The 12,248-nt window shown below is 73.5% G+C and carries 10 protein-coding genes; 2 read left to right on the forward strand and 8 right to left on the reverse strand.

Annotated elements, in window-relative coordinates:
• Nucleotides 1–44 precede the first annotated feature (44 nt).
• The 6 genes from BJY16_RS02390 to ftsY all read right to left on the reverse strand — a co-directional run bounded on the left by BJY16_RS02390 (nucleotide 45) and on the right by ftsY (nucleotide 8,499).
• On the reverse strand, nucleotides 45–2,234 hold the full coding sequence (locus BJY16_RS02390; RefSeq protein WP_185037491.1) for a glycosyltransferase family A protein: 2,190 nt from the start codon (nucleotides 2,232–2,234) through the stop codon (nucleotides 45–47).
• 30 nt (nucleotides 2,235–2,264) lie between these two features.
• Nucleotides 2,265–4,535, reverse strand: a complete 2,271-nt coding sequence (locus tag BJY16_RS02395) for a [protein-PII] uridylyltransferase (RefSeq protein ID WP_185037492.1) — start codon at nucleotides 4,533–4,535, stop codon at nucleotides 2,265–2,267.
• A gap of 6 nt (nucleotides 4,536–4,541) precedes the next feature.
• A complete protein-coding gene (locus BJY16_RS02400; protein WP_014694245.1) occupies nucleotides 4,542–4,880 on the reverse strand; it encodes a P-II family nitrogen regulator in 339 nt (112 codons plus the stop codon).
• 35 nt (nucleotides 4,881–4,915) lie between these two features.
• The gene (locus BJY16_RS02405) at nucleotides 4,916–6,283 is read right to left on the reverse strand and encodes an ammonium transporter (RefSeq protein ID WP_185037493.1); all 1,368 of its coding nucleotides are present in this window, start codon (nucleotides 6,281–6,283) and stop codon (nucleotides 4,916–4,918) included.
• Between the two features lie 174 nt (nucleotides 6,284–6,457).
• Nucleotides 6,458–7,273 (reverse strand): aminoglycoside phosphotransferase family protein, encoded by an 816-nt coding sequence (locus tag BJY16_RS02410; protein ID WP_221501865.1) that lies wholly within the window; start codon nucleotides 7,271–7,273, stop codon nucleotides 6,458–6,460.
• Nucleotides 7,274–7,329: 56 nt separating this feature from the next.
• Complete coding sequence (gene ftsY / locus BJY16_RS02415) at nucleotides 7,330–8,499, reverse strand: signal recognition particle-docking protein FtsY (RefSeq protein ID WP_185037494.1); 1,170 nt, start codon at nucleotides 8,497–8,499, stop codon at nucleotides 7,330–7,332.
• A 123-nt stretch (nucleotides 8,500–8,622) separates the two neighbouring features.
• On the opposite strand from ftsY, the gene BJY16_RS02420 reads away from it, so the two are divergent.
• Together BJY16_RS02420 and BJY16_RS02425 are read left to right on the forward strand one after the other, a co-directional pair.
• Nucleotides 8,623–10,302 (forward strand): alkaline phosphatase D family protein, encoded by a 1,680-nt coding sequence (locus tag BJY16_RS02420; protein ID WP_185037495.1) that lies wholly within the window; start codon nucleotides 8,623–8,625, stop codon nucleotides 10,300–10,302.
• Nucleotides 10,303–10,344: 42 nt separating this feature from the next.
• On the forward strand, nucleotides 10,345–10,866 hold the full coding sequence (locus tag BJY16_RS02425) for a DinB family protein (RefSeq protein ID WP_185037496.1): 522 nt from the start codon (nucleotides 10,345–10,347) through the stop codon (nucleotides 10,864–10,866).
• Here BJY16_RS02425 and BJY16_RS02430 read toward each other — a convergent pair.
• Both BJY16_RS02430 and BJY16_RS02435 read right to left on the reverse strand, forming a co-directional pair.
• The gene (locus BJY16_RS02430; protein ID WP_185037497.1) at nucleotides 10,863–11,549 is read right to left on the reverse strand and encodes a hypothetical protein; all 687 of its coding nucleotides are present in this window, start codon (nucleotides 11,547–11,549) and stop codon (nucleotides 10,863–10,865) included. The two genes, BJY16_RS02425 and BJY16_RS02430, sit on opposite strands and share 4 nt — an antisense overlap.
• A gap of 78 nt (nucleotides 11,550–11,627) precedes the next feature.
• Entirely contained in the window at nucleotides 11,628–12,245 is a 618-nt protein-coding gene (locus BJY16_RS02435; RefSeq protein ID WP_185037498.1) for an HAD family hydrolase, read from the reverse strand.
• Nucleotides 12,246–12,248: the final 3 nt, after the last annotated feature.

The raw sequence follows: 12,248 nt of genomic DNA on the forward strand, positions 1-12,248 counted from the left end.
GCGGTGGCCGCGGGGGCGACCACACCAAGCCCTAACGGCGCAAGCTACGTGGCGTTACGCGCGAGCGCCGCCACCCGGCCGGCGAACAGATCCGGGTGGTGCCCGTCCCGCAGCGCGAGCCGGTCCCGCCGACGCCGCTCCGCCGCCAGCTCCGGCTCGGCCTGGTAACGCCGCAGCGCCGCCGCCGCTCCGGGCGGCAGCACGATGCAGCCGGTGGCGGTCGCGTCCAGCGCGGCCCGCTCCGACGGCCCGGTCCGCAGCGCGAAGTCCAGCTGGGCGTAGAACTCCAGCGGCGCCACGTCGGCGGCCCGGTAGACCAGCCGGCCGGCCGGCTGCCGGGGCAGGCGGAGCCCGTCGGCCGCCCGGATCCGCACGTCGAACCCGGTCAGCCCGTCGAACACGGCCAGCTCCCGGGGATGGTTCACCTCGGCGCCGAGCACCGGGTGGCGCGGGATCGGGGTCCGGCGAGGGGCCGCCGGGACGGCCACGGTGGGTAGATCGAAATCGGTCAGCGGCAGGTCCGGGCACGCGGCGCGGACGGCCCCCGACTGCGGGCACCAGAGCGCCGGCACCCGGAACAGCCGCTCGGCCGCCGCGCCGCACGGCCCCAGCGCGGCGCGCGGTTGCTCGTCGATCAGGATCAGCACGGTACGCGGGGCGAGCCCGGTCTCCCCGGCCGGCGGATGACGCAGCACCTCGGCCTGCCGGACCAGCAGCACCCCGCAGTCCACCCGGTCGGTGAGGGTGACCGCGCCGAGCCGGCCGGCGTTGACCAGGTCCTGCACGGCCGGGTGCACCGGGAGCCGCCGCACCGTCGGGCGCCGCCAGTCCTCCAGGTGCAGGATCGCCACCCGCAGACCACGTCCGAGCAGCGCCTCGATCTCGGCCAGCGCGGACCGCTGGGACTCGCGCATCACCCGCCAGTCGGCCGCGACGATCACGTCGTACCGGGGAACGGGCTCCTGGCCGGCGGCGGACCGGAGCAGATGGGCGGGCGCCGGGAAGGGGCGGTCCGAGCCGTCCGGCGGCCGGAAGGCCGGCGTGGCGCCGGCCGCGATCCGGGCGTGCCAGGCGAGGTAGGCGGAGCGGTAGGCGGCCCGGGCCGGGTGCAGCCAGTAGGGCAGGATCTCGGCCCGGGACAGCGAGCCGGTGGAGAGCCGGATCAGCGCCAGGTGGACCGGCAGGTGGCGGAGCGCCCGGTCGCCGAAGGCCGCGGCGATCCGCTCGATGTACTCCGAGTCGCCGCCCTTGCGGACCACGTCGAAGTAGCCGGCCCGGGCGAGCACCGTGGCCTTGCGCAGGAGCAGGGCGGACGGGTTGAGCTTGCCGCCGCGCCGGCCCAGCCGGGTCAGCGTCAGGTCCTCGGTGACCCGGCGGCCGTCCGAGGTGGAGGCGACCAGCGACGGGTCGTCGAGCAGCGGCTGGACCTGGAGTTCCAGGCGGCGCGGGTGCGACCAGTCGTCGGAGTCCTGAAAGGTCACGAACTCGCCGGCGGCGGCGTCCAGGCCGGCGTTGCGGGCCACGTAGGTGCCGGCGTTCCGCGGCTGCCGCAGCAGGCGGACCCGCGGGTCGAGGGCCACCGCCCGGGCCAGGACCTCGTCGTGCTCCGGCGGCGACGCGTCGTCCACCACCAGCACCTCGAGGTGGCGCCAGGACTGCCGCAGGATCGAGCGGACCGCGGTGAGCAGCCCCTCCCCCGGCCGGTAGGCGGTCACCACCACGGTGATCAGTTCCGGTCGGTGCACCGGTGCCGGATCCGCGGTGCAGAGCCGGTCGAAGGGCGGCAGGTGGTCCCGGTCGTCGAGCCGGGGCGCGGGCGCCGGCAGCCCGGCGGCGAACCGCCGCAGCCAGGGCCGCAGCGGGCGGCCCGGCTCGCGGAACGGGTTGGCCAGGTCGGTGGCGATCTCGTGGCGCACCTGCCGGTCCACCGCGATCCGCGGCGAGCGGGCCAGCTGGGCGTAGACGGTGCGCTGCCGGGCCGGCACCCGCCGCACGCCGACCATCTCGAACAGCGCCAGCGCGTCGGCCCGGTCGCCGGGCAGCACGTCCTGCAACGCGATCACCTGGGCCAGGACCGCCACCCGGTCCGGCCGGGCCAGCGCGGGCCGCCGACCGGCCCGGGCCGCCCGCAGCAGGCCGGTCAGGTCGCCGGACGCCAATTCCTCCCGCAAACCGACCGCACGGTTGCGCACCGCCGCGGCGACCAGCGCCGCCGGATTCTCCTCGCCGATCATCGGTGGTTCAACGCGGCGGCCCGCCGGGGGTTACACCGCGGCCAGCACAGCCTGCTGCACCCGATCCCGCTCGGCCGCGTCGGCCCACGCCCCGACCAGGTAGAACGCGTCGACCACGTCGCCGCCCAGGGTGGAGATGCGGGCCGCCCGGATCTCCGCGCCGGCCTCGTCGAGCGCGTGCGTCACCCGGTAGAGCAGGCCCGCCGAGTCGGCCGCGCGCAGCTCCAGGACCACCGCGTCGGTCGCCGCGGCCCGCTGCCAGATCACTTTCGGCGAGGCGGTGCCGCCGCGCGCGCTCATCGCCCGGGCCCGGACCCGCTGGGTCACCGAGACGTCGCCGGCCGCGACCCGGCGCAGGTCGGCGGTGAGGGCGACCGGATCGTACGGCGTCCCGTACCGCGGCTGGGTGTAGAACTCGACGATCGCCCGCCCGTCCACCGTCGAGGTGTTCGCGGCGACCACGTCCAGCCGGTGCATGGCCAAGCAGGCGGCCACCCCGGCGAGCAGCCCCCGGCGGTCGGCGGCGGCCACCGACACCTGGTCGCCGTCCAGGTGCACCACCGGCAGGTCGCCGCTGACCAGCTCCGGGTCCGGCTCCGGCGGCTCCGGCAGCGCGCCGGTGTCGAGCAGCGTGTGCACCCGGCGGACCAGCTCGGCCATCAGCCGGCCCTTCCAGTCCGACCAGGCGGCCGGGCCGGTGGCGTGCGAGTCGGCCCGGGCCAGGGCGTGCAGCAGGTCCAGCGTGGCCGGGTCGCCGACCTGCTCGGCCACCGTGGAGATGGTCACCGGGTCACCCAGGTCGCGGCGGGTGGCCACGTCCGGCAGCAGCAGGTGCAGCCGGACCATCTTCTCGACGGTGGCCACGTCGGCCGGCGGCAGACCGATCCGGGTGGCGATGTCGGCGGCGATCGGGGCGCCCACGACGCTGTGGTCGCCGGGCAGGCCCTTGCCCACGTCGTGCAGGAAGGCGCCGATCAGCAGCAGGTCGGGGCGGTCCACCTCGCGGGCGAACCGGGTGGCCTCGTAGGCGGCCTGGACCAGGTGCCGGTCCAGGGTGAACCGGTGGATCGGGTGGTGCTGCGGGAGGCTGCGCATCCGGGCCCACTCCGGCAGCCAGGCGTCGATCAGGCCGTACCGGTCGGCGGTCTCCCAGGCCGGCAGCAGGCCGGGGCCGGCGCCGAGCAGCGAGACCAGCGCGGCCCGGGCGGCGGCCGGCCACGGGTGCGGCAGCGGCGGGCAGAACGCGGCCAGCCACTCGCAGGTGGCGCGGGCGATCGGCAGCTGCACGGTGGCGGCCGCGGCGGCCACCCGCAGCGACAGGCTGGGGTCCGGGACCGGGCCGATCGCGGTCCGGGCCAGCACCAGCTCGCCGTCCTGCTCGACCACGTCCCGGGCGACCGGGCGGCGGGGCGGCACGGCCGGGGCGCCGGGCCGGCGGCGGGTGCCGCGCAGCCGGTCGACCGCCCGCCAGGCGTCGTCGACGGCGTGCGCCACGGTCCGCGCGTCGCCGGAGACCCGGCGCAGCAGGGTGTCCGGGTCCTCCAGGTCCAGCAGACCGGCGACCGCGGCGCGCTCCTGGGCGACCAGCCGGTCGACCCGGCGGCCGACCGCGAGGTGCAGGGCGTCCCGGGCGTCCAGCAGCCGCAGGGTGGCGGCGCGCACCGCGGGACGCATGGTGTCGGCGATCCCGGCGCGGCCGATGCCGCGCAGCAGGGTGACGTCGCGCAGCCCGCCGGCCGCCTCCTTGAGGTCGCCCTCGAGCAAGAAGGCCAGCTCGCCGTGGCTGGCCCAGCGGCTCTCGGTCAGCTCGCGCAGCTGCGGCATCAGCCGGACCGCGGTCCGCCGCCACAGGTCCCCGGCGGCCGCCACCAGCTCGGCGGAGAGCGCCGCGTCGCCGGCCACGTGCCGGGCGTCGAGCAGGCCGAGCGCCACCTTCACGTCGTCGTGGGCGACCGAGAGCGCCTCGGGCAGGGTGCGCACCGAGTGGTCCAGGCCGAGCCGGGCGTCCCAGATCGGGTACCAGAGCGCCGCGGCGATCCGGTCGATCCCGGCCGTCCCGTTGTGCAGCAGGACCAGGTCCAGGTCGCTGTACGGCGCGCAGTCGCGCCGGCCCAGCCCGCCGACCGCGAGCAGGCTGACGCCGGGCAGGTGGCTCGGGAACAGCTCACGCAGCCAGACGTCGAGTGCCGCGGCTCGCTTGTCGCGCGCCGCGGCACCGATGTGTTCCTTCAGCTTGTCGAGCGAGTCGCCGGCAGCCGGACGTGCGGGCGGGGCCGGCGGCTCGCTCAACGGGTTCGTCATGGTCGTTTACAGGGCGTCGAGGCCGCGCTCGCCGGTCCGGACCCGGATGACGTCGTCGACCGTCGTCACCCAGACCTTCCCGTCACCGATCTTGCCGGTCCGCGAGGCGGTCACCACGGCGTCGACGATCTTCTCGACGTCGATCTCGTCCGTGATCACCTCGACCTTGATCTTCGGGAGGAACTCGACGGTGTACTCGGCGCCCCGGTACACCTCGGTGTGCCCCTTCTGCCGGCCGTAACCCTGCACCTCGCTCACGGTCAGCCCGGCGACGCCCAGGGCGTGCAGAGCCTCCTTCACCGCGTCGAGCTGGTACGGCTTGATGACCGCGGTCACCAGCTTCATGCTCAGTCCTTCCACATCAGCAGCCATGAGAGAGATTAACCGGCGACCTTCTGGCTGGTGTCAGCCTTGCCGTCGGCGTCGACCGACTTGCCCGGGGCGAGCCCGGCCATCGCGAAGGCGCCACCGCCCGAGCCGGCGGCCGGGGTGAAGTCGTACGCGGTCTCGCCGTGGTCCGAGATGTCGATGCCGCCGATCTCGGCCTCCTGGCTGACCCGGAACAGCTTGATCGCCTTGAGCGCGAGGGCGATGACCGCCGCGATGATCAGCGAGTAGGCGGTGACCGCCGCGCTGCCGACGAACTGCCGGCCGAGCTGGGTGAAGCCGCCGCCGTAGAACAGGCCGGCGCTGGCGCCGAGCACGTCGGTGATCGCGCTGTTCGCGGTGTTGGTGGCGAACAGGCCGATGAACAGCGAGCCGATCCAGCCGCCGACGAAGTGGACGCCGACCACGTCGAGCGAGTCGTCGTAGCCGAACCGGTACTTCAGGCCGACCGCCAGGGCGCAGACCGCACCGGCGATCACGCCGAGCAGCACGGCCGGCATCGGGGCGATGAAGCCACAGGCCGGGGTGATCGCGACCAGGCCGGCGACGGCGCCGGAGGACGCGCCGACCAGGGTCGGCTTGCGGTCCCGGATCCACTCGACGGCGCACCAGCCGACCAGCGCGGCGGCGGTGGCGAGCTGGGTGTTGACGAACGCGATGCCGGTGACGCTGTCCACGGTCAGCTCGGAGCCGGCGTTGAAGCCGAACCAGCCGAACCAGAGCAGGCCGGCGCCGAGGGCGACGAACGGGACGTTGTGCGGGCGCATGTTCTCCCGCGGCCAGCCGGCCCGCTTGCCGAGCACCAGGGCGACACCGAGAGCGGCCGCACCGGCGTTGATGTGCACCGCGGTGCCGCCCGCGAAGTCCAGCGCGTGGAGCTTGGCGCCGATCCAGCCGCCGCCCCAGACCCAGTGCGCGACCGGGACGTAGACGAGGGTGAACCAGCCGATGGCGAAGAGCACCCAGCCGCCGAACTTGAGGCGGTCGGAGAGCGCGCCGCTGATCAGCGCGACGGTGATGATGGCGAACATCATCTGGAAGGCCATGAAGACGTAGACCGGGATACCGGTGGTGCCCCACAGGTCGCCGGCCCAGTCGATGCTGGTGCCGCCGTACTGGGTGAGGTTGCCGATGAAGTTGTTCAGCCCCGCGCTGCCGCTGGCGCCGAACGCCAGGCTGAAGCCGTAGAGCGCCCACAGCACCGAGATGATCCCGATGGAGGAGAAGCTCATCATCATCATGTTCAGGGTGCCCTTGGACCGGTTGAGGCCACCGTAGAAGAGCGCCAGGCCGGGGGTCATGAGCAAAACGAGCGCAGACGACAGGAGCAACCAGGCGGTATTGCCGATGTTGATCTCCACGCTGCCTCCTCTCGGATTAGGTGTCCTCTCACACCCGACCGAGGGGGCTGCGATGCCAGTCGGCCGGTACGACGCAGAGCGTTCCGGCTGGCTGTTTCGGCCACGGTCTACGCGCGATTTCCGGCGCGTCACGGGTTGTTTCCGACGTGTGAAGAAACTCTCACAGTCGGTACGTCACCGGAGGGCGTACTCCAAGGTGTGCCGCTCGTAGTCGAGCAGCCGCAGGTCACGCATCGGCCGGCGTAGATGGCCCTTGTGCACGATCCGGACGAAGGCCGGGTCGCCGGCCGCCGCCATCCGCCGGATCCCCTCCACGTGGTCGACGATCCGCTTGCGGATGGTGCGCACCAGGCGGTGCCGGTCCCGCGGGATCAGCCCGTAGGCGTCGGCGAACAGCCGCAGCCGCCGCGGCCGATTCGGCCGTTTCCAGCCCAGGGTGTAGGAGTCGCGGTCGCTGAACAGCGGCACCCAGGTCCACGCGGCGTAGGCCACGTCGTAGATCCGCGAGCCGGGCGAGGCCAGGTCGAAGTCGATCAGGGCGAGGGTGCCGTCCGGCCGCCAGACCACGTTGTGCGGGGCGGCGTCGTGGTGGCAGATCACCTCGGTGTCCGGCGGCGGCGGGCCGAACGAGCGCCAGACCGCGCCGGGCGGCGGCACGAAGCCGTATTGCGCGTCGTGGAACATCCGCAGCATGGTGGCCACGGTGACCAGCGCCTCCTCGGTCACCCAGTGCGGGGCCAGCGGGTACTCACCACACTCGCCGTCGAGGTAGGTGAGCACCTCGCGGCCTTTCTCGTCCATGCCCAGCGCGCTGGGCGAGCCGGTGAACCCGACCCGCTCCAGATGGTTGAGCAGCGCGTGGACGGCCGGCGTCCACGGGCCGGCATTACGCCGGACCGTGTCGCCGATCCGGGACACCGTGCTGACGTTGCCACCGTGCAGCGGTATCTCGCGCAGCGGCTCCTGCGTCACCCACAGCCTCCCTGACATATCCGCGAACCTGTGCCAGCCCCGCAGTAAACCCGTGAAATTCGTTGGAAACGAGCCTACGCGGTCTCCCCCAGGAGGGCTTCGACGAAGGCGGCCGGCTCGAACGGCGCCAGGTCGTCCGGGCCCTCGCCGAGGCCCACCAGCTTGACCGGAATCCCCAGCTTGCGCTGCACCGCGATGACGATCCCGCCCTTCGCGGTGCCGTCCAGCTTGGTGAGCACCACACCCGTGACATCCACCACCTCGGTGAACACCCGGGCCTGCTCGAGTCCGTTCTGTCCGGTGGTGGCGTCCAGCACCAGCAGCGTCTCGTCGACCGGGCCGTGCTTCTCCACCACCCGCTTGACCTTGCCCAGCTCGTCCATCAGGCCGACCTTGTTCTGCAGCCGGCCGGCGGTGTCCACCACGACGGTGTCCACGCCGATGTCGATGCCGCGCTTGACCGCGTCGAAGGCCACGCTCGCCGGGTCGCCGCCCTCCGGCCCGCGGACCGTCTCGGCGCCGACCCGCTCACCCCAGGTGGCCAGCTGCTCGGCGGCCGCCGCCCGGAACGTGTCGGCCGCGCCGAACAGCACGGTCCGGCCGTCCGCGATCAGCACCCGCCCGATCTTGCCGCAGGTGGTGGTCTTGCCGGCGCCGTTGACGCCGACCACCATCAGGACCGCCGGGCGCCCGTCGTGCGCGGCGGTCCTCAGCGTCCGGTCCAGGTCCGGCTCGAGCGCCGCGACCAGCTCCTCGGCGAGCTGCTCGCGCACCTCGGCCACGGTCCGGGTGCCGAGGATCCGGACCCGCTCCTTGAGCCGCTCGACGATCACCTGGGTGGCCTCGACGCCGACGTCCGCGGTGATCAGGCTGTCCTCGATCTCCTCCCAGTCGTCGTCCTCCAGGTGGTCCCGGGAGAGGACGCTGAGCAGGCCCCGGCCCAGCGCGGTCTGCGAGCGGGCCAGCCGGGCCCGGAGCCGGACCAGCCGGCCGGCGGTCGGCTCGGGCTTCTCGATCGCCGGGGCCGCCGGCTCCTCGACGACGACCGGCGCCGGCGGCTCCTCGACAGCGACCGGGGCCTGCGGCGCCTCCGGCCTCTCGATCAGCGGCGGCAGCTCCTCGTCCGCGGGCAGCGTGGGGGCCGGCGGCGGGAGCTGCTTGCGGCGCACCTTCGGCACCACCAGCCCGACCGCGCCCACGACCAGGACGACGAGCAGGATCACTGCGGCGACCACGTATTCCATGCCGAAATCCTGACAGATGAGTCGTGCGGCCGTGGCGTGGGCCACGTACTGGCGATTCCGGGCACTGATTGGGAAGGATGTGGGCACCCTCGTGAACCAGCTTGGAAGGCCGGTGGCCGTGCAGTGACCGCGCAACTTCTCATCGGACCGGTGCTCCGCCGGGTTGTCGGTGACCGCGCCACCATCTGGGTGGAGACCAGCGAGCCCGCGCACGTCCGGGTCGAGGCGGGCAGCGGGGCCGCCGGGTCCGCTCCGACCTTCTCCGCGTACGGCCACCACTACGCCCTCGTGGTGGTCAGCGGCCTGGCGCCGGGCGCCGCCCACTCGTACCGGGTGCTGCTGGACGAGCAGCAGGTGTGGCCGGCGGCCGGTTCGCCCTACCCGCCGTCGGTGATCCGCACCCGGGCCGCCGACGACGCGGCGCAGCCGGTCTCGCTGCTGTTCGGCTCCTGCCGGCAGGCCACCCCGCAGGCCACCGGCCGGCAGCTGCCGCCGGACGCGCTGGACGCGTACGCCCGGCGGCTGATGGCCGACCCGGAGCACCGCCCGGACCTGCTGGTCCTGCTCGGCGACCAGGTCTACGCGGACGAGACGTCGCACAAGGTGCGCCGGTTCCTGCGCCGGCGCCGGGCGGCCGGGCACGACGGGCCGGCCGACCAGGTGGTGACCTTCGAGGAGTACACCAAGCTCTACCTGGAGTCGTGGCGGGACCCGGAGGTGCGCTGGCTGTTCGCCACCGTGCCGAGCGTGATGATCTTCGACGACCACGAGCTGATCGACGACTGGAACACCTCGGCGTCCTGGCGCGCCGACATGGCCCGGCAGCCCTGGTGGCGGGACCGGATCTCCGGCGGGCTCGGGTCGTACTGGGTCTACCAGCACCTGGGCAACCTCAGCCCGGACGAGCTGGACGCCGACCCGCTCTTCCAGAAGGTGTCGGCCGCCGGGGACGCCACCGACCTGCTCCGCGAGTTCGGCCTGCGGGTCGACGACCCGGGCTCGGCGGAGAACACCGACGTGCCGTACCAGTGGAGTTTCGCCCTGGACCTGGGCCGGACCCGCCTGGTGGTGCTGGACAACCGGTGCAACCGGGTGCTCACCCCGGGGGCCCGGGCGATGCTGCCGGCCGCCGAGTGGGACTGGTTCCTCGACCAGGCCCACGGGGAGTACGACCACCTGGTCGTCGGCTCGTCGCTGCCGTGGCTGATGCCGCCGGCCATCCACCACCTGGAGGCGTGGAACGAGGCGGCCACCGAGTCCCGCCGGACCCGGTGGGCGGGCTTCGCGGAGAAGGTGCGGCGCGCCTTCGACCTGGAGCACTGGGCCGCGTTCGGCAAGTCGTTCACCGCGCTGGGCGAGCTGTTCCGGCGGCTCGGCGAGGGCGGGGTGGGCGCGCCCGGCCACCGGGTCGGGGCGGGCGGGGCCTACGCCGCGCCGCACTCGATCAGCGTGCTCTCCGGGGACGTGCACCACTCGTACGTCGCCCGCGCCGACTTCGGGCACCCGGTGGCCACCCCGGTGATGCAACTGACCTGCTCGCCGATCCACAACGAGGTGCCGCTGCCGCTGCGGCCGCTGATGCGGGTCTCCTGGTTGCCGCCGGTCGCCCGGCTGGCCCGGGGCCTGGCCAAGTCGGCCGGCGTGGGGAAACCGCTGATCCGCTGGAAGCGGCTGTCCGGGCCGTACTTCGGCAACGCGATCGGCACGCTGACCCTGGACGGGTCGACCGCGTACGCCCGGATCGAGGGCACCACCAAGGACGGGCGGCTGCACGAGGTGGTGGCGACGACCTACGCCCCGTGAAATGCGTGGCGACCGGTGCGCGGCTGCGCCAGGATGGCCCCGATGACTATCTGGACCGCGCCCGAGGCGCATCGCGTACCCGAACCGCAGACCGGCGCCGAGCGCCCCATGCTGCAGGGCTGGCTCGACTATCACCGGCAGACCCTGCTGCTCAAGTGTGCCGGCCTGACCGCCGAGCAGCTCAAGACGGCCAGCGCCGAGCCGTCCACGCTGACCCTGCTCGGCCTGGTCCGGCACATGGCCGAGGTGGAGCGGTGGTGGTTCCGCATCAAGGCGACGCAGGACACCACGGTGGGCGACCTCTACTGCCCGGAGGGCAACGACAACGGCGACTTCGACGACGTGGCCACCGCCGACGCCGCGGCCGACTTCGCCACCTTCGCCGAGGAGGTCCGGCTGGCCGACGAGGCGGTGGCCGGGCTGCCGCTGGAGCACGAGTTCCCCGGCCGGCGCGGCCCGATCAGCCTGCGCTGGGTCTACACCCACATGATCGAGGAGTACGCCCGGCACAACGGCCACGCCGACCTGCTCCGCGAGCGGATCGACGGCGTCACCGGCGACTAGTCGCCCAGGTGGGGCAGGGTGGACTTGCCCTCGTCCCGGACGGTGAAGGGGGTGATCGCGTCCCCCTCACCACTCTCCTGGACGATCACCTTGTCGTCGTCGCCCTCGGCGTAGACGTAGAGGCCGTTCACCTCGATCATCCGGCCCTTGCCGTCCGGCGCCTTGGCGTAGGTGAAGATCTGGTCCGGCTTGCTCGCGTCACATGCCGCGATCTTGAGCTCCAGCGACTTGCTGCCGCCCGGCGAATGCACCGCCAGGCACCAGGGCTCGCCGCCCTCGGTCAGCTTGGCGGTCTGCATCAGATACCGCGAGCTGCCCGGCTTGATCGGGGTCAGCACGAACAGCGCCCGGTCGTCGCGGTGATCGGTCAGCTTGACGACGCCGTCCGCGCCGACGGTCAGCATCCGGCGGCCGCCGGACGGGACGGTGGCGAAGACCAGCTGCCGGTCCGGCTTGATCGCGGCGCCCGGGCCGACCGGGGCGATCCCGGCCGGCGCGCTGCTCTTCACCGGAGCACTGCTGGTCTTTTCCGCGGGGCTGCTGACCGGTGCGCTGCTGACCGGTGCGCTGCTGACCGGTGCGCTGCTCGTCGTCTTCTGAGCTGACGGATCCGGCGATCCGGACGAACAGGCCGCGAGGCTCAGAGTGAGGGCGAGCAGGCCGATCCTGGCCACAGCAGACATGACGGTTCCTTCCGGCTGACGTGCTCCCATCGTGGACCGGAGCACCGGCCCACCGGCTCCAGGACCGTCGATGCGGCATCAATCCGGGAGATCGAGAACCTTCCGCAGGTACGGCACGTGGTCCGGCCCGGTCCAGCGGTAACCGGAGAGACCCGCCGCGCGCGCTCCGCGGATCACCCGGTCGTCGTCGTCCACGAACAGGACGTGCTTGGGCAGCTCGCCGACCGCCTCGCAGGCCTGCTGGAAGTACTCCGGGGCGGGCTTGTGCACCTTCATCTCCCAGGAGCTGAGGATGAAGTCCACCTCGCCGGTCAGGCCGAGCGCGTCCAGGTCGGCGCGGAGCCGGTCGGTGGCGTTGGTGGCCAGCCCGACCTTGCGGCCGGCCGCGCGCACACCCCGGACGAACTCCAGCGCCTCCGGGTCCACCTCGCCGAGCCGGCCCGGCTGCCACTCGGCCACCGCCGCGGCCGCCTCCGCCTCGTCCAGCGGCAGCCGGTCGGCGACCAGCTTCATCCACTCGTCGTCGGTGATCTCGCCGGCCATCGCGGGCCGGTAGAGGTCCCACGACATCGCGGTCTCCAGCAGGGCGGCCGGCTTCAGCCCGTACTTCACCTCGACGGCGATCATCGGGGCCGGGTCGAAGCGGCGCAGCACGCCGTCCAGGTCGATCAACAGGGCCCGGGCGCGGTCGCGCATCTG

Source organism: Actinoplanes octamycinicus (assembly GCF_014205225.1).
In the GTDB taxonomy this organism is placed as follows: domain Bacteria; phylum Actinomycetota; class Actinomycetes; order Mycobacteriales; family Micromonosporaceae; genus Actinoplanes; species Actinoplanes octamycinicus.